The organism is Polaromonas sp., assembly GCF_036676035.1.
In the GTDB taxonomy this organism is placed as follows: Bacteria; Pseudomonadota; Gammaproteobacteria; order Burkholderiales; family Burkholderiaceae_C; genus Polaromonas.
The window spans coordinates 87,971-108,779 of sequence record NZ_JAKFDR010000099.1 but is presented as its reverse complement, the minus strand read 5'-3'; the positions used below and the strand labels follow the sequence as shown (position 1 = coordinate 108,779).

20 protein-coding genes are annotated in these 20,809 nt (G+C 61.5%); 19 read left to right on the top strand and 1 reads right to left on the bottom strand.

The window, feature by feature from the left end; translation table 11 throughout:
- The 12 genes from V6M61_RS15340 to V6M61_RS15285 form a co-directional block, all read left to right on the top strand.
- On the top strand, positions 1 to 627 hold a 627-nt coding region (locus V6M61_RS15340), incomplete at its 5' end, for an ATP-binding cassette domain-containing protein (RefSeq protein ID WP_332777446.1).
- A 52-nt stretch (positions 628 to 679) separates the two neighbouring features.
- On the top strand, positions 680 to 1,594 hold the full coding sequence (locus V6M61_RS15335) for an ABC transporter permease (protein WP_332777445.1): 915 nt from the start codon (positions 680 to 682) through the stop codon (positions 1,592 to 1,594).
- Positions 1,591 to 2,574, top strand: a complete 984-nt coding sequence (locus V6M61_RS15330; RefSeq protein WP_332777444.1) for an ABC transporter permease — start codon at positions 1,591 to 1,593, stop codon at positions 2,572 to 2,574. Before V6M61_RS15335 ends, V6M61_RS15330 begins: the two co-directional genes overlap by 4 nt.
- A 133-nt stretch (positions 2,575 to 2,707) precedes the next feature.
- On the top strand, positions 2,708 to 3,583 hold the full coding sequence (locus tag V6M61_RS15325; RefSeq protein WP_332777443.1) for a sugar ABC transporter substrate-binding protein: 876 nt from the start codon (positions 2,708 to 2,710) through the stop codon (positions 3,581 to 3,583).
- Between the two features lies 1 nt (position 3,584).
- Positions 3,585 to 3,890, top strand: a complete 306-nt coding sequence (locus tag V6M61_RS15320) for a YciI family protein (RefSeq protein WP_332777442.1) — start codon at positions 3,585 to 3,587, stop codon at positions 3,888 to 3,890.
- Positions 3,891 to 3,912: 22 nt separating this feature from the next.
- Positions 3,913 to 4,215 carry a Dabb family protein gene (locus tag V6M61_RS15315; protein WP_332777441.1) on the top strand — a complete coding sequence of 101 codons (303 nt, stop codon included), beginning with the start codon at positions 3,913 to 3,915 and terminating at the stop codon, positions 4,213 to 4,215.
- A 30-nt stretch (positions 4,216 to 4,245) separates the two neighbouring features.
- A complete protein-coding gene (locus V6M61_RS15310; protein WP_332777440.1) occupies positions 4,246 to 4,788 on the top strand; it encodes an NADPH-dependent FMN reductase in 543 nt (180 codons plus the stop codon).
- A gap of 66 nt (positions 4,789 to 4,854) precedes the next feature.
- Positions 4,855 to 5,616: a sulfite exporter TauE/SafE family protein gene (locus V6M61_RS15305; protein ID WP_332777439.1), complete on the top strand. Its 762-nt coding sequence runs from the start codon at positions 4,855 to 4,857 to the stop codon at positions 5,614 to 5,616.
- 217 nt (positions 5,617 to 5,833) lie between these two features.
- A complete protein-coding gene (locus V6M61_RS15300; RefSeq protein ID WP_332777438.1) occupies positions 5,834 to 6,724 on the top strand; it encodes an adenylate/guanylate cyclase domain-containing protein in 891 nt (296 codons plus the stop codon).
- A 41-nt stretch (positions 6,725 to 6,765) separates the two neighbouring features.
- Complete coding sequence (locus V6M61_RS15295; RefSeq protein ID WP_332777437.1) at positions 6,766 to 7,848, top strand: type VI secretion system-associated FHA domain protein; 1,083 nt, start codon at positions 6,766 to 6,768, stop codon at positions 7,846 to 7,848.
- 100 nt (positions 7,849 to 7,948) lie between these two features.
- Positions 7,949 to 10,054: a serine/threonine-protein kinase gene (locus V6M61_RS15290; protein WP_332777436.1), complete on the top strand. Its 2,106-nt coding sequence runs from the start codon at positions 7,949 to 7,951 to the stop codon at positions 10,052 to 10,054.
- Between the two features lie 105 nt (positions 10,055 to 10,159).
- Complete coding sequence (locus V6M61_RS15285) at positions 10,160 to 11,785, top strand: DNA cytosine methyltransferase (RefSeq protein ID WP_332777435.1); 1,626 nt, start codon at positions 10,160 to 10,162, stop codon at positions 11,783 to 11,785.
- Here the strand turns inward: V6M61_RS15285 and V6M61_RS15280 are convergent.
- Positions 11,724 to 12,218 carry a very short patch repair endonuclease gene (locus V6M61_RS15280; protein WP_332777434.1) on the bottom strand — a complete coding sequence of 165 codons (495 nt, stop codon included), beginning with the start codon at positions 12,216 to 12,218 and terminating at the stop codon, positions 11,724 to 11,726. The genes V6M61_RS15285 and V6M61_RS15280 overlap by 62 nt on opposite strands.
- Positions 12,219 to 12,363: 145 nt before the next feature.
- Between V6M61_RS15280 and V6M61_RS15275 the strand changes: the two genes are divergently transcribed.
- The 7 genes from V6M61_RS15275 to V6M61_RS15245 all read left to right on the top strand — a co-directional run bounded on the left by V6M61_RS15275 (position 12,364) and on the right by V6M61_RS15245 (position 20,775).
- The gene (locus V6M61_RS15275; RefSeq protein ID WP_332777433.1) at positions 12,364 to 13,842 is read left to right on the top strand and encodes an ATP-binding protein; all 1,479 of its coding nucleotides are present in this window, start codon (positions 12,364 to 12,366) and stop codon (positions 13,840 to 13,842) included.
- Positions 13,839 to 16,490: a Z1 domain-containing protein gene (locus V6M61_RS15270; RefSeq protein ID WP_332777432.1), complete on the top strand. Its 2,652-nt coding sequence runs from the start codon at positions 13,839 to 13,841 to the stop codon at positions 16,488 to 16,490. Before V6M61_RS15275 ends, V6M61_RS15270 begins: the two co-directional genes overlap by 4 nt.
- Positions 16,483 to 17,448, top strand: a complete 966-nt coding sequence (locus V6M61_RS15265; RefSeq protein WP_332777431.1) for a PD-(D/E)XK motif protein — start codon at positions 16,483 to 16,485, stop codon at positions 17,446 to 17,448. The genes V6M61_RS15270 and V6M61_RS15265 overlap by 8 nt, the downstream gene beginning before the upstream one ends.
- Positions 17,448 to 19,517, top strand: a complete 2,070-nt coding sequence (locus V6M61_RS15260) for an AIPR family protein (protein WP_332777430.1) — start codon at positions 17,448 to 17,450, stop codon at positions 19,515 to 19,517. The genes V6M61_RS15265 and V6M61_RS15260 overlap by 1 nt, the downstream gene beginning before the upstream one ends.
- 110 nt (positions 19,518 to 19,627) lie before the next feature.
- On the top strand, positions 19,628 to 20,074 hold the full coding sequence (locus tag V6M61_RS15255) for a hypothetical protein (protein WP_332777429.1): 447 nt from the start codon (positions 19,628 to 19,630) through the stop codon (positions 20,072 to 20,074).
- 121 nt (positions 20,075 to 20,195) lie between these two features.
- On the top strand, positions 20,196 to 20,393 hold the full coding sequence (locus tag V6M61_RS15250; protein ID WP_332777428.1) for a type II toxin-antitoxin system VapB family antitoxin: 198 nt from the start codon (positions 20,196 to 20,198) through the stop codon (positions 20,391 to 20,393).
- 7 nt (positions 20,394 to 20,400) lie between these two features.
- A complete protein-coding gene (locus tag V6M61_RS15245) occupies positions 20,401 to 20,775 on the top strand; it encodes a type II toxin-antitoxin system VapC family toxin (protein ID WP_332777427.1) in 375 nt (124 codons plus the stop codon).
- Positions 20,776 to 20,809 lie beyond the last annotated feature (34 nt).

The following is a 20,809-nucleotide window of genomic DNA, read 5'->3' as shown; positions in this document are numbered from 1 at the left end:
CTGGTGGGTTCGGGCCGTACCGAAGTGGCCCGCGCGATCTTTGGCGCCGACAAACTCACCAGCGGGCGCGTCAGCTTTGGCGGGAACGCCCTGCGGGGTTCACCCACCCATGCGCGCCAGCTCGGCCTGGGCCTGATCCCCGAAAGCCGCAAGCAGCAGGGCCTGGCGCTGCTGCGCACGGTGTGCGACAACCTCTTGCTGGCCGGACTCGGGCGGCTGTTTCCGTCACGCCTGTACCGGCCGGCCGTGGGCCATGCCGAGGGGCGCCGCCGCATCAACCAGCTGCGCATCGCCACGCCGGGTCCACGCACGCCGGCGCAGTCGCTGTCCGGCGGCAACCAGCAAAAGATCGTGATCGGCAAATGGCTGGTCGCGGGCACGCGGCTGTTTATTTTTGACGAACCGACGCGCGGCATCGACGTGGGCGCCAAGGAAGAAATCTTTCGCCTGATCGACGAGCTGGTGCACCAGGGTTGCGCCGTGCTGATGATCAGCTCAGAACTCGGCGAGGTGGTGCGGGTCTGCGACCGCGCTTATGTGATGAAAGACCGCAAGCTGGCAGGAGAACTGCCGCGCGACCAACTCTCGGAGGCCAACCTGCTCAGGCTGGCGATGCAGCATGCTTAATACTATCAATTCAATAGCTGGTGGCGCCCGTGGAATAAGAGTTACGGCCCGATTGAGTGCTATTCCCGGGGCGGCCTGGCTGTTGCTGCTACTGTGCGCGGTGTTCAGCCTGGTGACGCCTGATTTCCTGAGCGGCGCCAACCTGCGCAATGTCTTGCTGCAGGGGACCATCCTGCTGCTGCTTGCGCTGCCGATGACGCTGATCATCCTGACCGAAGGCCTCGATTTGTCGATGGGTGCCTCGCTCTCACTGTGCACGGTGGTGCTGGCAGTAGTGCAGATTGCCACCGGCTCGATTTTGCTGGGCTTCGTGGCTGCGCTGCTGGTGGCGCTGGCCATCGGCCTGGCCAACGGCGCGCTGATCGCTACCTTTGATCTGCCACCGTTTGTTGTCACGCTCGGCACCCTGGGCGCGGCCCAGGGCCTGGCGCTGGTGGCCGCCGAAGGGCGCACCACCATGGGCGTGGCAGAAGGCCTGCGCTGGTTCTGGGAAGGCAGCCTGCTCGGCGTGGCAACCCCGCTGTGGATGGCTGCGCTGGTATGGGCCGTCATTCACACCCTGCTGTACCACACGCGTTTTGGCACCCGGGTGTTTGCGCTGGGCGGCAACCGCGAAGCGCTGCGCTTTGCCGGCATCTCGGCCAAATGGTCGCTGCTCTGGGTCTATGCGCTGGGCGGTGCCTGCGTGGGGCTGGCGGCCCTGCTGATGACGGCCAGGGTCAACGGCGGCCATCCGACCGCGGCGATCGGGCTGGAGTTTGATGCGATTGCCGCGGTGGCCGTCGGCGGCACGGCCTTCGAGCGCGGCAAGGGCAGCCTGACCGGCACCGTGCTGGGCGTGCTGGCAGTCGGTGTCATGCGCAACGGTTTGAACCTGCTGTCCATGCCGTCGTCGGTCCAGGTGGCCGCTGTCGGCGTGGTGGTGATCGCCGCGCTCTGGGTTGATGCTGCAAGGGGAAAATCATGAATGCGATTGTTCAACCGGCCCTGGGCGGGCCACGCGGCGCGCAGCTGTCGCCCGAGCAGCGCGCCCTGGTGCTGCGCCTGGCCGTGCTGTGCCTGTTGGGGCTGGCCTTGAGCCTGGCCAGCAATGCCTTTCTCACGCCGGGCAATCTGCTCAACGTGTTGCGCCAGGCCAGCCTGATGTTCTTGCTCGCTTCCGGCCTGACGCTGGTCATTCTGTGCGGCGGCCTTGATTTGTCGATCGGTGCCAATGTGGCCCTCTCAGCCTGCCTGGCCGGCACGGTGATCCAGGGTACAGGTTCGGTGATGCTGGGCTGCGCGGTGGGCGCCGGTTGTGGCCTGGCGATTGGTGTGCTCAACGGCCTGATGGTCACCGCGCTGCGCATCCCGCCCTTCATCGCGACCTACGGCATGCTGTGGATACTGCACGGCGTGACCTACTGGTTCATGAACGGCGAAACCATTCACGGCTTCCCGCCCGGGTTTCGCGCATTGGGCAGTGGCTATTTCGGCGGTGTGCCGCTACCGGTCTACCTGATGCTCTCGGTGCTGCTGGTCGGCACGGTGCTCATGCAGTACACGACCTGGGGCCAGGAGGTCTACGCCACCGGCGCCAATACCGAGTCGGCCGAGCTGTCCGGCGTGCCGGTGTTCACGCGCCGCCTGGCGGTCTATGCGGCCAGCGGTCTGATGGGCGGCCTGGCTTCGCTGGTGTTCCTGGCGCGGCTCAACTCGGCCGAAGGCGACATGGGTGAATCGCTCACCCTGCAAGCGATTGCGGCCGTGCTGATAGGCGGGACTTCGCTGTTCGGCGGAACCGGCACCCTGGGCGGCACCCTGATCGGCGGGTTGATCCTGACCGTTGTGCTCAACGGCATGAACCTGCTCGGCGTCAGCGCCAACTGGCAACCACTGATCACCGGTGTGATCGTAATTCTTTCGGTGCTCTCGGACGCACTGGCGCGCAAGCGCCGGGGCACCTGAGATTTTTTATTTCAACAGGAGACAAAGCATGAACTTCAAGAAAACTCTGCAAGGCACATCAACAGCTATTGCTTTGATAGTTGCAAGCGCAATACCTATGGGGGCTTCAGCCCAATCAGGCGAGAAGATAGCGGTGTTCACAAAAAACCAGACCAATCCCTTCTTCCAGGTCGTTCGCCTCGGCGCCGACAGCGCCGCCAAGCAGATGGGCGCCGTGGTAACGCACTACGTGCCGACCAAGCCGGACAGCATTCCCGAGCAACTGTCGCAGGTTGACGACGTGGTCATCAAGAAGCCCAACGCCATCGTTTTCACACCGGTCGATTACAAGGCCATGGGTGCGGGCGTACTGAAGATGAATGCGGCTGGCATTCCGGTGGTCAACATCACCGACCGCTCCGAGGCCGGCAAGTTTGTCTCCTTCGTCGGCGCCAGCGACTATGAACTCGGGCTGGTCACGGCGCGCCACCTGTTTAAAAGCATGGGCGGCAAGGGCAACGTGATCATCCTCGACGGCGTCAAGGGCTCCATCGTCTCGGCGGACCGCGCAAGGGGCTTTGCCGATGCGATGAAGGAATCCCCGCAGGTCCGGCTGCTGGCCTCGCAACCCGCCAATTTCCAGCGCCTGCAAGGCCTGCAGGTCACGGAAAACCTGATGCAGACCCACGCGCAGATCGACGGCGTGCTGGCCGCCAATGACGCGATGGCCGCGGGTGCGATCGAAGCACTCGAAGGCGCGAACCGCAAGGCGCTGGTGGTCGGCATCAACGGCACCAAGGAAGCGGTCGATGCAATCAAGGCCGGCAAGATGCTGGCCAGCGGCGACTACAACGGTTTCCTGCAGGGCTGTGTCGGCACCATGGCGGCGATCCGCGAGCTGCGCAAACTGCCGGTGCCCAAGGAAGTGGTGTTCAAGGCGGCCGTGATCGACAAGAGCAACTACCAGGCCGTCGACATGCCGGCCGACAAGCGCAGCTGTCCGGCGTGGGACGAGGCCATCAAGGGTTGACATGATCTACATCCTGACCCTGATCGATAAACCTGACAGCCTGCCCCTGCGTCAGCGTATGCGGCCCGAGCACAAGGCTTACCTGGGAGCCGTGGCCGACCGCATCGCGTTTGCCGGGCCGCTCACGGCCGACGACGGCGAGACCATGATCGGCAGCCTGCTGGCGATCGATTTCGATTCGCGCGACGCGGCCCATGCATGGCTGACCAGCGAGCCGTTCACCAGGGCCGGCCTGTATGCCAGTACCAGCGTACATGCCTTTGTGAACCTGTGGCCGCAAAAGGCCGGGTTTGCACCGGCGGGATAAGCACAGAGAAGGGGAGATCGCATTGATCAAACATATCGTGATGTGGAACGTCCGCGGCGATACGCCGGCGGAAAAAGTCCAGGACATAGCGCTGCTCACGCGCAGCTTCGAGTCGCTGCGCGGGCGCATTCCGGGGCTGCTGCACCTTGAGGTGGGTGTCGATTCCAGCGGCATCGACTACGCCTGCGATGTGGTGCTGTATTCGGAGTTCGAGACGCAGGCTGCGCTCGATGCCTATGCGTCGCATCCCGAGCATTTGCGGGTCAAGCAGGCCCTGGGCGACATGCGGGTGGCGCGCTATCAGGTGGACTACGCCGCGGCCTGAGGATTAAAAATTGAATTGGAGAAACCAGAAATGAAAGTACTTGGAATTTCGGGCAGCCTGCGCAAAGGCTCCTACAACACCTTGGCGTTGCGCGCCGCCCAGAAGCTGGTGCCGCAGGGCATAAGCATGGAGATCGCCGACATCTCGCAGGTGCCGATGTACAACGACGATGTGCAGACCGCCGGCGTGCCCGAAGCGGTCCAGGCGCTCAGGGAGCAAGTCCGCCTGGCGGATGCGGTGCTGTTGGTCACGCCGGAATACAACTTCTCGATTCCGGGCGTGCTGAAAAATACACTGGACTGGCTGTCGCGCCCGCCCCAGCCGCCTTTTGAAGGCAAGCCCGTGGCCATCATGGGGGCCAGCCCCGGCGTCGTGGGCACGGCACGCGTGCAGTACCACCTGCGTCAGGTGCTGGTGTTCATGAACACCTTCACACTCAACAAGCCCGAAGTCTTCATTAACCTGGCGGCGACCAAGTTTAACGAGCAGGGCGAGCTGACCGACGAGGCCACGCGCAAGATCATCGGCGAGTTGCTGCTGTCGCTGCAAAAGCTCAAGCAGCGCATTGTTTGAGCGCCGGGACAGGCACAATAACGGACTGTCCTGTAGCCTCAAGCGCCGCGCGGCGCCGCTCCCGCCTTGAACCTTCCCCTGATCACCGATTGGCATTTCTATGCCGTCGCCATTCCCGCCGTCCTGATGCTGGGCATCAGCAAGAGCGGTTTCGGCGCCGGCTTTGGCTCGCTGGCGGTGCCGCTCATGGCGCTGGCCGTGACGGTGCCGCAGGCCGCCGCCATCCTGATGCCGCTGTTGCTGCTGATGGATTTGCTCGGGCTGGCGGCTTTCCGCAAGGACTTCGACATGAAGTTCCTCCGGTTCCTGATTCCTTTCGGACTGGTCGGCACCGTGATCGGCGCGCTGCTGTTCAAGACACTGGACGCCCGGGTGGTCGCGGGCATCGTGGGCGTGTTCACGCTGCTGTTCCTGGCGCAGCGCCTGCTGTTTCCGCCCAAGCCTGACAGTCCGCCACCGCCGAAGTGGGTCGGCGCGCTGCTCACGGTGACTTCCGGTTTCACCAGTTTTGTGGCGCATGCCGGCGGCCCGCCGATCAGCGCCTACGTGATTCCGCTGCGCCTGAGTCCGGTCAAGTTCACTGCCACCATGGCATTTTTCTTTTTCGTGATCAATCTGTCCAAATGGGCCCCCTACGCTTGGCTGGGTTTGCTGGACCTGCGCAACCTGGCGACCTCGCTGGTGCTGCTGCCGCTGGCACCGGTTGGGGTCTGGATCGGCGTGCGTATCGCGAAACGCATCAGCCCGGTGTGGTTTTACCGCCTGCTTTACGTGGGCATGCTGCTGACCGGTTGCAAGCTGCTGTGGGACGGCATTAGTATTCGCTAGGAGTTTGTGCAGGGCAAAGGAGGGGGGCAAGGATCTGTGAACTTGTGTTTATTTACACGGTTCGCAGCGTTTTTTGTCACTGGGCTGGCCAGAAAATTCTGGGAAAATCCCGGGCGTACGAAAAAAGTGTCTATGCTTATGGTTGCACTTTTCGACCTGTCACCCCGACTACCCTTGGTTGTTTCATTGATCCATTCTTTCGCTGTCACCCACACCCATGGCCACCGTTGTCTTCGCTGATCTTGTCGGCAGCACCAGCATGTTTGAGCGCCTGGGCGATGCGACGGCGTCCCGGTTTGTCACCCAGCTCACGGGCGCGCTCAGCCAGGTGTTTGAACAGCACCACGGCCGCGTGGTCAAGCTGTTGGGCGATGGCCTGTTCGTGGTGTTTCCCGATGAGGGCGATGCGCTGGCGGCCTGTGTCAACATCCAGAAGCGCTTGCAGGACAAGCTGATCCGGCCCGGCGGCACAGGCGCGCCGGTGCAGATGCAAATGGGGATCGAGTCGGGGGAGGTGGTCGAGATCGATGGCGACTGCTTTGGCGACACGGTCAACTCCGCTGCGCGCCTGGCCGACCTGGCGGGCGCCGCGCAAATCCTCACCACCCAAAGCGTCTGGGATGCGCTGCTGCCGGCCCAGCGGGCTTCGCTGCGCAGCCTGGGCCCCATGTACCTGCGGGGCCGGGCGGAAGCCAGCCATGTGTACCGGGTCGAATGGCAGGCGGGGCGTGACGAAGACGCCACCATGGTAGGGAGCTCCATGTTTTCCGCGCCCAAGGATGCCTTCCTTGACCTCGTTGCCGGGGAGCAGACCGTGCGGCTGGACCCCAAGAGCCCGCGGATTTCCATTGGGCGCGCCGCTGATGCGGCCCTGTCACTCAATGACCCCCGCGTCTCGCGCATGCATGCCACGCTGGAGTGGCGCGGCGGACAGTTCGTGCTGGTGGATGCATCGAGCTATGGCACCTGGGTCTACTTTGGCAACCAGAGCGAGGCCGTGGTGTTGCGTCGTACCCAGTGCTATCTGGTGGGCAGCGGCCAGATCGTTCTGGGCTGCGAGCGCACGGAAGAGCGCGCTCCAGTGATCGAATTTTCGGTCGCCAACTGACGTGACACCATGCATTTCCCGTGTTCCGGGAGCCGTTCGTCATGCCGCTTAAAGTCCTTGTCACCGGGCCCAGCCTGCAGACCCTGCGAAGGGTTGCGGAGGGCCAACCTGAATTGACCCTGGGCCGCGATGCCGCCTGCGGGATTTGCCTGCCTGATCCGGCGCGGCATCTTTCACGGCGCCATTTGGCGGTCTGGACGCAGGCCGGGCAATTGCATTTTCGGGTGCTGTCGGGCGTCAAGGGCGTGACACTGCCCTCCGGCGACATCCCGCCCGGCGGGCAGGGCGTGCTGTTGCCCGGGCAAATGCTCAAAGTCGGCGCCTACAGCGTCACGGCCTGCGACGAAGCTATGGAACTGGCTGAGCCGGACCCGGAAACCACGTCCGGCAGTACTGTCCCGGACCTGTTTGAACCTGTCGTGACTGAGGCCGAGGACCCGTTCAGCGACTGGGATCATGTGCTCTCGCGCTCTCACGATGGGGCCCACGAGGCGCCTGCGGCGCAGGAAGCAGCGGCTGCGGGCACGGCAGGCGACATGTCGCCCTTCTTTCGGGGCTTGGGGCTGGCACCGGACAAAATCGGACCCATGGGGCCGTTTGAGCTGGAGAGCTCCGGCAAGAAAGTGCGCATGCTGCTGGAGGGCCTGATGAATTTGCTGGCCAGTCGGGACGATCTGAAGCAGACGCTGGGCGCACAAGACGGCACCCGGCTGGCGCCCCAGGACTTCAACCCGCTCAAGTCTGACTGGCCTGTGGAAACCAAGCTGCACTATCTGCTGGGCGGCCGCTCGGCCGCCATCGGCTTTGTCGACCCTGAAAAAGCCCTGGGCGAGCTGCTGGGCGAGCTGCAGGCCCATCAACTGGCCACGGCACAGGCTACCCGGGCGGCGCTGGAAGGGACGCTGCGTGACTTCGAGCCGTCCCGGCTTCAGTCCCAGTTGCTGGAGGGGCGCGAGTCGCTGCCCCTGATCGACAGCGCGCGCATGTGGGCCCATTACAAGGCCTTTTATGACCAGCAGGGTCAGAACATGGAGGGCTGGCTGCAAAAAATAGTCGACCGGCATTTCAAGCCGGTCTATGTGCGGGAGTCCGAGCGCAGCAAGCGCAGCGGGCCCGCCCGGTGACAGTCCAGCGTGTGCGCGGCATGGGGAAAATTCCCTGTTCTGGCGCAGGTCTTGCAAGCTAGAATCATTTTTTTGTTTCCAATTGCAGCTGGCAAGCCCCATGAGCCTCAAGAAGCTTGGTCGATATGATCTCATCCGTGTTCTTGGCAAGGGAGCGATGGGCCTTGTCTATGAGGGGCGCGATCCCAACCTCGATCGCCGCGTGGCCATCAAGACCATCAAGGTCGAGAACCTCTCCGAAGAAGCCGCGGCCGAGTACGAGGCACGTTTTCGGACCGAAGCGCGCTCTGCCGCCCGGCTGCAGCACCCCAACATCGTCAGTGTCTATGACTCCGACCGGGATGGCGATATTGCCTTTCTGGTCATGGAGTACATCCAGGGCGAAGACCTCAAGCACCACCTGGACCGGGGTACCCTGTATTCGCTGGAGCAGTCGCTGGGCATCGTGCGCGACCTGCTCTCGGCGCTGGACTATGCGCACAAGCAAAACATCGTGCACCGCGATGTCAAGCCCGCCAACCTGCTGATCGAAAGTGGCGGGCGCATCAAGCTCACCGACTTTGGCGTGGCGCGCATTCAGGATTCCGGCGAGGCCACCCGGACTCAGGGCTCCATGGTGGGCACGCTCAAGTACATGTCGCCGGAGCAGGTGCAGGGCCAGCCGATCGATGCGCGGGCCGACCTGTTTTCGGCCGGCATCGTGCTCTACCAGCTGCTGACCGGCCGCCGGCCGTTTGACGGCGACAACGATTTCTCAACCATTCACCAGATCATCGGGCACACGCCCGAGCCGCCCAGCGCGTTCAACGCCAAGCTGCCACCGGCGATTGACTCCGTGGTCGCCAGGGCGCTGGCCAAGGCGCGCGATCAGCGCTTTGCGACGGCGCGCGATTTTGCCGTGGCCCTGCAGGCGGCCACCAAGCGGGCGTCGGACACGACCATTGTTCCGCCGCCCAGTCCGCTCAAGCGCACCGGTGGCACGGCCACAGGCGTGCGGCAGGCGGGGAGCTTGCCCGGCGTGGCTTTGGAGCCTTCGGGCACGGGCAGCGGCGGGTCCATCGTGACCCAGGAACTGGAGCTGGTGTATTGGAAGGACATCAAGGACTCCACGGATGTCGAAGATATCGAAGGCTTTTTGGTCAAGTTTCCACAAGGCATTTATGCCGATCTGGCGCGCCGCCGCCTGAAAAAACTCGACAGCCTGGCCGCCGCCGAAGGTGCCGGCCGTGGCTCCGTGGTCGCGCCCCCTTTTGAGGAAGCGGCGCACGACACCACCCGGTGGATGGCCAGCGAAGAAACGGTGCTGGCTTCAGCAACGCCACGGCCTGAGGCCACTTCAACCGGACCCGTCGGTCAGTTCGAAAAACTGGCCACAACGGCAACTGTCGCCCGGCAGGCTGCGCCACCGGATGCCTTGAGTGCGCTGGCTGCCGAAGCGCAAAGCCTGTCGGCGGGCGCGCCAGCGCTTGCGCTCAACGCGGCTGATGACCCTGATTTGACCCGGATGGGACCTGCGCCTGCGGTTGCCGCGGCTGCGGCGGTGGCTGACCCTGTTACGCCAGTGGCTGTCCCTGAAGCGTCCGTGCAAGCGGTGACAGCACCCGTTGCCACCGCGGCATCCGCGCAGCCTGCGCAGGCCCCCCCATCCGCACCCAAGTCCAGGCTGCCGGTACTCGTGCTGGCAGGCCTGGCGGCGCTTGTCTCGGTCGGTGTGGGGTTCAAGCTGCTGTCCGGCGGCGGTGCACCACCGGCGCCCACCGTGTCTGCCACATCATCCACTGCCACGCCATCCGGACTGCCCGTTGCGAGTCCGGCGCCAGCCCCCCAGGCGCAAGCACCAGCCTCTGCCGCTGTGGCGGCGACCATGCCGCCGGTCCGGCCTGTGCCTGCAGTTGCCAAACCGGCCGCCGTGCCAAAGACGGCGGCCTCCAACCCTGCCCGGGGCGTCAAATCCGAGGCGCCCAAACCTGATGACACCACCAAGCCGGCCAAGCCGGCAACCGCTACCGATACCACGGCCGAGCCGGCTGCGGCACCGGATGCGCCTGCCGGCCCCAGGCAGGCCTGCGAAAACCGCGTCCTGCTGGGTTTTCAGATCTGCATGTCCGAGCAGTGCGCCCGGCCGGTGTTCAGAAACCACCCGATTTGCGTGGAGCGGCGCGCCATGGAGCAGCAGCGGCGGGAGTTGCAGCAGCACGGGAAATGATCGGAGCCGAACAAGGGCCTGTCGGACGACTGGCCTGGGTGATGGTGAAGTGGGTTTTCGCTATTAAAAGAGTAGCTGTAAGTGCACTATTTATAATGGTAAAGCATGCCGATTCCCATAATTGATCTCTTTGCAGGACCTGGAGGACTTGGGGAAGGGTTTGCCTCTCTCAAGGGACACGGCGCGAAGGCATTCTTCGAGATTGGCCTTTCCATTGAAAAAAATCCTGTCGCTCATCGAACACTGACTCTGCGTGCAGTGTTCAGGCGTCTCCGTGGAACCAAGGATGTAAAGCACTACTACAGCTACATACGCGGCGAAATCGATGAGGCAGCCTTTCGCAGAATTCCTGCCGTGGCCAGTGCCTTTGCGCATGCGGAGACCGAGGCCAGATGCCTGGAACTGGGGAAGTCCGATGAAAGTGGCATCGACAGCGAAATCCGGGCAGCGTTGAAGGGGCAGGAAGCCTGGGTACTGATCGGGGGGCCACCTTGTCAGGCGTACTCTCTTGCGGGCCGTGCGAGACGTGCCAATGACAAGACCTTCCATAAAGACGAAAAGCACTTTCTCTACCAGGAGTACCTGAGGATCATCAGGGTCCACCGACCCACCATATTTGTGATGGAGAACGTGAAGGGATTGCTCTCCTCGCAGCACTCCGGCAATCCGATGTTCGACAGGATCATTGCGGATCTTTCGATGCCTGCCGAAGGGCTTGAGTACGAGATTCGCTCCTTCATCAAGGCCGGTGACGGCGACAGCTTGGAGCCCGTCGACTACGTCATCCCCTCGGAACGCTATGGGATTCCTCAGAACAGGCATCGAGTGATTCTGCTCGGTGTCAGGAAGGATGCCGGACTGCCTCGGCATCAGTTGCTGACGCCGGTCCCAAAGCCCGTCACGGTCAGGCAGACCATCGATGACCTTCCGCGTATTCGAAGCCGCCTATCCCGTGGCGACTCACTCGAGGCATGGCGCAAGGCTGTTCAGGCTGCGCCAGCCTACGTCAAGGGATGGCGAACGGATAACGAGAACAGCATGATCGAAACGATGCGAGTGTTTGCCACCGCGGCGACGAGTACGGCGACCGGGGGAGCATTCATTGCCCGGGATTACAGGCGACCGAAGAAGCCCACCGAACTGCAGCAGTGGCTGCACGACAGAAGTCTTGGGGGGGTCTGTCAGCATGAGGCGCGATCCCACATGGACTCGGACCTTGCTCGATATCTTTTCTCAGCCTGCTTCGCGCATTCCTGGGGTTACTCCCCACGACTGGACATTTTTCCTCCCAAGCTGCTTCCCGATCACATCAATGTGCATGTTGAACGAGGAACCGAGGCCATTCCATTCAAGGATCGCTTTCGGGTTCAATGCAGGAATGAGCCGGCCGCCACCGTGGTGGCGCACATTGCCAAGGATGGCCACTACTACATCCACTACGACCCTGCTCAGTGCAGAAGCCTGACGGTCAGGGAGGCCGCACGCCTCCAGACGTTTCCCGACAATTACTTTTTTGCGGGCAATCGCACCGAGCAGTACACCCAGGTCGGGAATGCAGTTCCCCCGTTGTTGGCCCACAAGCTGGCGAAGGTCGTGCGCGGCCTCCTGAATCAGATGAACAGAAAGAAGCGGAGAGAAATGGGTGACTCTGTGCGCAAGAGTCGAACGGCTACTGCGTGCCAGCTGCCGGCGAGGCAGGTTCAGATTCCGCTGCTTGCGGAAGCGAACTAGAGCCAACGACCAGGCAAGCCTCTTTGCCATGCAGCCATTCCTCAACGATCTGCGCGGTGTGATCGATCGACTGTCTCAGGGAACATTCCCAGACGACAGCTACACGCCAGCCAAGGTCGCGAAGCATTGCTGCATGGCGTGCGTCCCGGTCGACATTTCCTTGAAATTTCTGCTTCCAGAATTCGCTGTTCGCCTTCGGGGTGGTGGTGTATCGACAGCCTTCGTGCCTGTGCCAGAAACAACCGTGAACGAATATCACGGCCCTGTGTTTCGGGAACACCAGATCGGGAGAGCCCGGCAGATTTCGTACATGAAGCCTGTACCGGAATCCCCTGGCGAACAGAAAGGAGCGAAGCATCCGTTCAGGCCAAGTATTTTTCCCGCGAATGCTCGACATCATGCGGCTGCGCTGAGGAGTGGTCGGGATACGCATGGGCTTGAGTGCATTCCGCCTGGGTGTTTGCGGCGGCAATCACAAGCTTATAACGCAAAATTCGCCGGTGGAAAAATAGCGCTAGGTGCGGCAGTCGGAAGCCTGCCATGAAACTGATCCATGAGAATTCGCGAGGGGGATACTGATGGCGCGCGATCACAATCATCCGCCAAGTGCTGCATGCCTTTCGGCATCGATGCGCGATCTTGGGTACTCGCTTGAGACAGCGATTGCCGATCTGATCGACAACAGTATTTTTGCAGGCGCAGATGCCATCGACATCATCTGTGACCTGTCCGGTGCGCAGCCTTTGGTGGTCATTCTGGACAACGGGAGGGGGATGACAGAGCCCGAACTCCTCGATGCCATGCGCCATGGGACGACAAACCCAAGGCAGCAGCGGTCACCACGGGATCTGGGGCGTTTTGGTCTCGGGCTGAAGACGGCATCCTTTTCCCAGTGCCGGTCGCTGACGGTGGCCAGCGCAAGGGATGGGGTGCTTTGCGGAGCCGAATGGAATCTCGATCGCATCGATGCTGCCGACGAATGGATCCTGTCCATCCTGGACGATGTGGATCTCGATGCGCTGCCATACCTCGATCGCATCGGCGTTCATGGTACCGCCGTTGTATGGCGCGAGCTTGACCGGCTCGCTGAAGACGAGGCCGGCGACCGTCGGGACGAGATCATCAGCGAGAAGTTGGATGCCCTGGGCAGGCATCTATCGCTTGTCTTCCATCGATTCCTCGCAGGCGATGTCAAGGGCTATCCAAGGATTTCCATTGCGGTCAATGGCCACGCGGTCGAGGCTTTCGATCCCTTCTGCCGAAAGAACCCGGCCACACAGCTGCTTCCGGAGGAGGTTGTCCGCATCGGTGAAGCCGAAGTGCGTCTGCAGCCGTATGTACTGCCGCATCACACCAGGCTGACCGCTCGCGAGTATGACTTCTACCAGAGCCGCAGTGATTTCATTTCGAATCAGGGAGCCTACATCTACCGCAATGGCCGTCTGATGGCGTGGGGTGACTGGTTCCGGCTCGTGCCCAAGGGGGAGGCCACGAAACTGGCCAGGGTCCAGATCGACTTCCCCAACAGTCTGGACGAAGCCTGGACCATCGACATCAAGAAGTCGCGTGCCCGGCCGCCCCACGCGGTGCGGGAGCGGCTGCGCCAGATCATTGCCAGGATCACAGCCCGCAGCGTGACCGTGCATCGCGGCCGCGGCCAGAAGCTATTTCAGGAGAGCGATGCGCCGTTGTGGGAGCGCTACGCGGATCATGGAGGCATTCGGTTCGCGATCAATGCGCAGCATCCTCTCATTCTCTCGTTGAGCATGAAATTGAAGCCCGAGGACGCGAATTCGCTGCGGGTTCTGCTCGACTCGATCGCAGCATCCCTCCCCGTCGAGATGATCTACTCCGACTACTCGACGCATCCCCGGGAGGTGAGCCAGGCGGCAGTCGACAGCGACCTCACGATTGACCGCCTGAGAAGCCTCAAGCAGGTGCTCTATGGCGACGGACCAGGCGATCCGGACGCATTTCTTCAGATCGTGCGATCCACCCATCTGTTCGAGGGACAGATCGAGACAGCCAAGACATTCATCAACGAGGCCTTCACATGAGCGGACCAGTCATCACCGAAGAACGGAATATCGCGAATGCGCTCATCTCGGGCCTCGCCAACATGAAGGAGACGCCGACGCGCGAGCAGGTCGAGAAGAAGGCGCAACAGATCGCCGAACTCTTTGGATACACGGGCGATCTCCGGAACATCATCACCGAAGCGATGATCTCGGTTGACACGCGCATGGGGGCCGGCGTGTCGCTGGTCGATCCCGCCGCGAAGCATGACGACCAGTGGGTTCGCAAGCGCGAGGACATCACCTGGACCTATGCGAACGCCTACGGGAAATTTCTGCGCGAGGAGGGTTGGCCACCTCGGATGGTGCAATCGCTGAGCGACGTGACGGGTCGGATTCTTGGGCACCTGCAGGATCCGAAGAGCGAGGGGGCGAACTGGAATCGTCGTGGCCTTGTCATCGGCCATGTGCAGTCAGGCAAGACCGCCAACTACACTGGCCTGATTGCGAGGGCGGCCGACGCCGGCTACAAGTTCATCATCGTCACCGCCGGCATTCACAACAACCTGCGAAAGCAGACGCAGGAGCGCGTTGACGAAGCCTTCATCGGCCGGTCGAGCGACCCGGAGGATCGCAGGACGATTGGCGTCGGTCTGGACCCCGGCTATCCGCATCCGGCGACCCTCACCAACATCAACGAGGACTTCAACAAGAACACGGCCGCCAAAAGCGGCTGGAAGATCAACGATTTCAGCAAGCCGATCATTCTCGTCATCAAGAAGAACGTCACCACGCTGACCGCACTTCACAAGTGGCTCAAGGAGCTCAACGCCTCTGGAGACGGACGGATCTCCGATGTGCCGATTTTGCTGATCGACGATGAAGCCGACAACGCGTCCATCAACACGAACAAGGAAGATCTCGATCCGACGCGCACGAACGCCATGATCCGGCGCATTCTTGGTCTCTTCGCGAAATCCTGCTACGTCGGCTACACGGCCACCCCCTTCGCGAACATCTTCATCAATCCCGATTCCTACGACGAAGACGTTCGGGAGGAACTGTTTCCGCGCGACTTCATCTACTGCCTCGACGCGCCGACTACCTATTTTGGTGCGGAGAAGGTGTTCCTGAACGAGGAGTCCAGCCAGTCGATCGTGCGACCGATCGACGATTGCGAAGACCTCATTCCCTATACGCACAAGAGGGACCATCCGATCGCTGAATTGCCTCCGAGCCTGTACCGGGCCATGGACGGATTCATCGTGGCGCGCGCAATCCGGAACCTGCGCGGGCAGGCAAGCAAGCACTGCTCCATGATGGTCAATGTGTCGCGTTTCGTGCCCGTGCAGCGGGCGGTGCGGGAGTTCCTCAGCCTGCGGGAGAAGAAGATCAGGGAAGCCGTGCGGGCCAACTACAGGATGCCCGAGTCCGCATCCTCCGCGAACGTCTACATGCGGGGCCTGAAACAGGCCTTCGACGACGAATATGCCGATGCCGGTTTCACCTGGGAGCAGGTCAAAACCGCCCTCGACGGTGTGTTCGAGCATCTCCACCTCTACGTCATCAACAGCAAGAGCGACGAGGTCCTCGACTTCACGAAGTACGAAAAGGAGGGCGTCGGGCTCACAGCCATCGCCGTCGGTGGTCTGAGTCTGTCCCGTGGCCTGACCATCGAGGGACTGACCGTCAGCTACATGTACCGCAACACGAAGATGTATGACACGCTCATGCAGATGGGCCGCTGGTTCGGCTATCGGCCAGGCTTCGAGGATCTCTGCCGCGTCCATCTTTCCCGTGATTCCATCAACTGGTATTCGCACATCGCGTTGGCTGCCGAGGAACTGACTCAGCAGGTCAAGCGCATGCGCCGCGATGGGCTCAGTCCGCGCCAGTTCGGGCTCTATGTCCTGGCGCATCCCGACAGCCTGCTGATCACCGCCGCCAACAAGATGCGCGCCGGCGAGAAGGTGAAATTCCGGCAGAACTTCAGTGGCCGCATGCTGGAGAGCTACATCGTCTCCACCGACAGCGATGTGAATGAGGCGAACTTCGCCCTGATCGAGCGATCCTGGCGTGAAGGCTTCGGCGGCCGTGACCCGATGGACACTGGCAAGGGAGTGATCTTCCGCGACGTCGACACCGAGCGGATCGAGGACTTCCTGATCGCCTTCCAAGCGCACAGCCAGTTCGCCGATCGCAAGGCGGATATCGTCGCCTATCTGCGCACTCTCGCCGACCAGCATGCAGTCGGTGATGTGCTGCTGATCTCGCCGAGTAATGGAGACGGCAAGCCGCATAGGTTGAACGGCCAGTCCCGCGTTGTCGGCGATCGCCAAGGCTCCGCCTGGCGGCTGAACAAGGACCGCGTGGCCTCGCGCGGGGACGAGAAGCTGGGCCTTGCCGAGGAACAGAAGGCGGCGGCTGAGGCCGCGGCCGCGTCAGGAGACAACCCGGTTGCGGCCTCGGATACCCACTATCGCGAGGTTCGAAGGAAACCGCTCCTCATGATTCACAGCCTTGATCCGCACGGCGATGACAAAGTCAAGGGTCCGATCGCGGCCTTCGGCGTCAGCTTCCCACCCGGCCACTATGAGACCGAGATCGAGGTTGTCGCGAACCGGGTCTGGCTGGAGCGGATGCAGGGTGTGCCGGATGACCCGGACGAAGAGGAGGACTACGATGCCTGAGTCGTCACCGTGGGATGGCATCAGCGTTCCGGGGGCGGACCTCAATGTCCGCCAAGTCCTGGGCAAGACGGTCGTGCCCTGCTTCTGGGGAAGGGACAGGAGCGGTGCCTGCCTCTTCATCGTGGAGCTGCATGGCGATCACACGGGACAGTATCGGAAGAATGCCGTCACCGTGAACGGCATCGACGTCGATCTTCGCGGCGGCGATGCAGGTCGGCAGCGCCTGATTCTCTCCCTTGAGACGGAGGTCGACCGAGACCTCTTCGAGGGGCTCTGCCGTACTCTCGCTTCCGCGCTGGAGCACGCGACCGATTCCGTGAGCTCGCTCGCTGTTGCACTGGCGCATATCCGCCGGTGGAAGACCTTTATGTCCGGGCGAGGTCAGCACCTGTCTGCCGAGGAAGTCCGAGGCCTCTTTGCTGAGCTCACCTTCCTGCTGGAGCTGTTGGACCGGCCTGTTCCAGCCGGTACGGCGCTCCAAGCCTGGCTCGGCCCGGACAAGTCCCATCAGGACTTCATCTTCGGCAACACGGCCGTGGAGATCAAGTCGCTCTCGGGAGCCGAACGCAGCACTGTCCGCATCTCGTCAGAGGACCAGCTCGAATCTCTCAATGATGCATTGTTCCTGCGCATCTACCGGCTGAGCAATCTGCCGGATGCCGCAGGCGCGCGGTCGCTCAACGCAGTCGTCGCTGAGGTCCAGGCACGGCTCGGCGAAGCGGAGGCCGTCGAGGCATTCGACCGCAAGCTGGTGGCGCATGGCTACGCGCCGCTGCCTGACTATGACGAGCCGGCGTTCGTGATCGGCAGCGTGACCACTTATCGTGTCCAGGATGGGTTCCCGCGTCTGATGCGGTCGCAACTGTCGACGGGGATCGCCAGGGTGGCCTACGACATCAGGTTGGAGGCCATCACACCGTACGAATGCGACGGTGCGGCCGTCTTTGGAGGGGAATGATGGAGCAGAGCAGCGAGGAATTCTTCCATGACTTCCGTCAGGAACTGCTGGCCAGTGCCGAAGCGAATGGCAGCTTTCAACTGTCCGAATTCATGGAAACTGTCGCGAATGAGTTGATCGAGACGGGATTCGTCGAGGGCTTCGAACTCTGTGACTTCAAAGCACCGCGCGGAATGCGCGTGGATGGCTACTGGTTCAACGATGACGGGGTTCTGGATCTTTTCATTGCGGACTTCGATTCCCGCGGCGAGCTCGCATCCCTGATTCGGACGGATGTGGTTGCCACGTTCAAGCGTGTCACCAACTTCTTCGAGGCGAGCATCAACAAGGGATTGGCAGGCGAACTTGAGGTCACGTCGCCGGGGTACGGGCTTGCTCGGCAGATTGCCGACCGGAGAGGCTCGATCCGCCAACTCAATCTTGTGCTCTTCTCGGAGCGCGCCCTCAGCGAAAAGATCCAGGCCATCCCCGACACGGAGGTGGCGGGAGTACCTACCAGCCACCACATCTGGGACATTTCACGCCTTCATCGTCAGCGGAGCTCTCGCGGTCACAAGGAACCGCTCGACCTGGACTTCGAGCAGATGTTCGGCAAGGGCATATCCTGCCTTCCTGCTCACCTGGGCGCAGAGGCCTACCAGTCATATCTGATGGTCATGCCGGCCGAAGTGCTGGCGGCCCTGTACGAGAAGTTTGGCGCCCGCCTGCTCGAACAGAATGTGCGAACGTTTCTTCAGGCACGAGGAAACGTCAATCAGGGCATCAGGGCAACGATCCTGAATGAGCCGGGGATGTTCTTTGCCTACAACAACGGGGTCACGGCGACTGCGCAGAGCATTGAAACGAGGACGACAGATGCTGGTCTTGCTATCACAAGAATGCTCGACCTTCAGATCGTGAACGGTGGGCAGACCACTGCGTCACTCTTTCATACGAGAAAGCGTGACCGAGCCGATCTGTCACAGATATTCGTTCAGATGAAGCTGTCCGTCATCGACAGCCAACAGAGCGAAACGGTCGTTCCGCGCATATCCGAGTATGCGAACACCCAGAATCGGGTCAATGCTGCAGACTTCTTCTCGAACCATCCATTCCATGTTCGGATGGAAGGGTTCTCAAGACGCATATGGGCGCCAGCGCAGAAGGGGGCTCAGCGTGAGACGAAGTGGTTCTACGAACGTGCGCGTGGACAGTACGCGGACGCTCAATCGAAGCTCACGCCTGGTGAGCAGCGCCGCTTCAAGGCGGAACATCCAAAGCCACAGATGTTCACGAAGACCGATCTGGCGAAGTTCGAGAATGTCTGGGATGACCATCCCAGATGGGTCAACCTGGGTTCTCAGAAAAACTTTGCGCGATACGCAACCCGGATCGGCGGCGAGTGGGAAAAATCATCCGACGGGTTCAATGAGTTCTATTTCAAGCGAGCAGTTGCTCGCGGGCTCATGTTCCGCGCCACCGAGCGGATCGTGTCTGCACAGCTTTGGTACAACGGCGGGTACCGGGCCAACATAGTGGCCTACACGCTGGCCATGCTCGGCGAACTTGCGAAGCGAAGGAAGGCGTGCTTGGACTTTCCGGGCATATGGAATGCACAAGGCGTCAACGCCGTGCTTGAAAGCTCCATTGCGGTCGTGTCCGGAGTCGTGAACGAGGACATCATCAGGCCTCCGGCTGGCATCTCGAACATCTCCGAATGGTGCAAGAGGGAAGCCTGTTGGACGCGGATTCAAACGCGCATTGAAGATGTCGAGAAGCTGCTCCCTCCCGAATTCTACGATCAGCTTCTGTCGATCGACGATCAGGCGGCGGAGGTCAGATCTGCCAAGCAAACCCAGAAGGTTGACAACGGCATCGAAGCGCAGCGGCATGTGCTGGCTGTTCCCGCAGGAGAGTGGGCTCGCCTTCATCAGGCCCTTCTCGAAAAGGAGCTTCTCACGCCAAAGGAGATTGGGATTCTCAAGATTGCCATGCAGATCCCTGCAAAGCTTCCCACCGAGAAGCAGTGTGCGATTCTTCTTGATGTCCTTGGCAGGGGGCGAGCGGAAGGCATTGTGGTTGAAGGGTAAGTTCTTGGTGCGAGGTGCGGGCAGTGCGAGATACCGGAATTGCCATAGGGATGCGGGAAACCATAATGATGTAAGTTGAGTTCCTGGATTTGCTCGCAGCTTGAATTTGCATGAACGATCCTCGAAAACTCTTTGTGGACGAACGGTTGGCTGGTTCATGCGTGTACTGCGGTGCAGAGCCAACCACACGAGATCACTGTCCATCGAAGGTTCTGCTGGATGAGCCATTCCCACCGAACCTGCCTGTTGTACTTGCCTGCGCCGAGTGCAATCAGTCCTTCTCGCTGGATGAGCAGTACTTAGCCTGCTTCATCGAGTGCGTGATCTGCGGCACCGGAGATCCGTCCGGCGTGAAGAGGGCGAATGTGCGCAGGATTCTTCGCGCCGTGCCACAACTGGCCAGCAGAATCCTGGCCGAACTGTCCTTGCGCGAAGAAGGCCAGAAGACTTGGCAGCCGGACATGGATCGTGTGCGAAATGTCGTCACCAAGCTGGCGCGTGGCCATCTGGACTACGAGTTGAGTATTCGGCTTAAAGCCTATTTCATGAATAAATAGCAGGCTGATCCAGATTCCGGCATGGGGATCGAGTGGATTTTGAATAGCGCCTTAATTGTCATCAAATGATGTCATAATTAATGCCTCAACATGTCGCTGCGATATGTTTCTGGAGTGTTTGATGCGTACAACCTTGGCCTTGGATGATGATTTGCTGGCACAGGCGCAGCAGTTCACGGGCCTTAAAGAGAAATCGGCGCTGGTGCGCGAGGCTTTGCAGGCCTTGATCGAGCGGGAAGCTGCCCGGCGACTGTCGCTGCTGGGGGGCACCGAAACCCAGTTGGTGCCCGTGCCCCGGCGCCAGACCGACCCGGCCTGAGCCAGCCATGGTGCTGGTCGATACCTCGGTCTGGATTGACCACTTGCGCGCGGGTGACGCTTTGCTGGCGGGTCTGCTGCAAAGCCATCGCGTGCTGATTCACCCCTTTGTGGCGGGTGAGATGGCGCTGGGCCACTTACGGCAGCGCCAGCTGGTCATGCAGGCGCTGCAAGCCCTGCCCAAGGCGGCTGTGGCTGCTGATTCGGAGGTGCTGGCGTTTATTGACGGCCAGTCGCTGGCTGGTTTGGGGCTGGGCTATGTGGATGTTCACTTGCTGGCCAGCGTCCGCCTGTCACCCGGCTCCCAGCTCTGGACGCGCGACAAGCGCTTGCAGGCGGTGGCAGCGCGCTGGGAGCTGGCTTTTGTAGAGTCTGTTCATTAACGCCAGCGCTTCTCGCTTCTATTTGCTACTGAAT

Coding starts and splice junctions, on each gene's coding strand:
- V6M61_RS15250 (WP_332777428.1), top strand. CDS start 20,196: ATGCGTACAACCTTGGCCTTGGATGATGATTTGCTGGCACAGGCGCAG.
- V6M61_RS15265 (WP_332777431.1), top strand. CDS start 16,483: ATGCCTGAGTCGTCACCGTGGGATGGCATCAGCGTTCCGGGGGCGGAC.
- V6M61_RS15320 (WP_332777442.1), top strand. CDS start 3,585: ATGATCTACATCCTGACCCTGATCGATAAACCTGACAGCCTGCCCCTG.
- V6M61_RS15260 (WP_332777430.1), top strand. CDS start 17,448: ATGGAGCAGAGCAGCGAGGAATTCTTCCATGACTTCCGTCAGGAACTG.
- V6M61_RS15330 (WP_332777444.1), top strand. CDS start 1,591: ATGAATGCGATTGTTCAACCGGCCCTGGGCGGGCCACGCGGCGCGCAG.
- V6M61_RS15300 (WP_332777438.1), top strand. CDS start 5,834: ATGGCCACCGTTGTCTTCGCTGATCTTGTCGGCAGCACCAGCATGTTT.
- V6M61_RS15285 (WP_332777435.1), top strand. CDS start 10,160: ATGCCGATTCCCATAATTGATCTCTTTGCAGGACCTGGAGGACTTGGG.
- V6M61_RS15280 (WP_332777434.1), bottom strand. CDS start 12,218: ATGCGTATCCCGACCACTCCTCAGCGCAGCCGCATGATGTCGAGCATT.
- V6M61_RS15310 (WP_332777440.1), top strand. CDS start 4,246: ATGAAAGTACTTGGAATTTCGGGCAGCCTGCGCAAAGGCTCCTACAAC.
- V6M61_RS15245 (WP_332777427.1), top strand. CDS start 20,401: ATGGTGCTGGTCGATACCTCGGTCTGGATTGACCACTTGCGCGCGGGT.
- V6M61_RS15255 (WP_332777429.1), top strand. CDS start 19,628: ATGAACGATCCTCGAAAACTCTTTGTGGACGAACGGTTGGCTGGTTCA.
- V6M61_RS15290 (WP_332777436.1), top strand. CDS start 7,949: ATGAGCCTCAAGAAGCTTGGTCGATATGATCTCATCCGTGTTCTTGGC.
- V6M61_RS15295 (WP_332777437.1), top strand. CDS start 6,766: ATGCCGCTTAAAGTCCTTGTCACCGGGCCCAGCCTGCAGACCCTGCGA.
- V6M61_RS15275 (WP_332777433.1), top strand. CDS start 12,364: ATGGCGCGCGATCACAATCATCCGCCAAGTGCTGCATGCCTTTCGGCA.
- V6M61_RS15270 (WP_332777432.1), top strand. CDS start 13,839: ATGAGCGGACCAGTCATCACCGAAGAACGGAATATCGCGAATGCGCTC.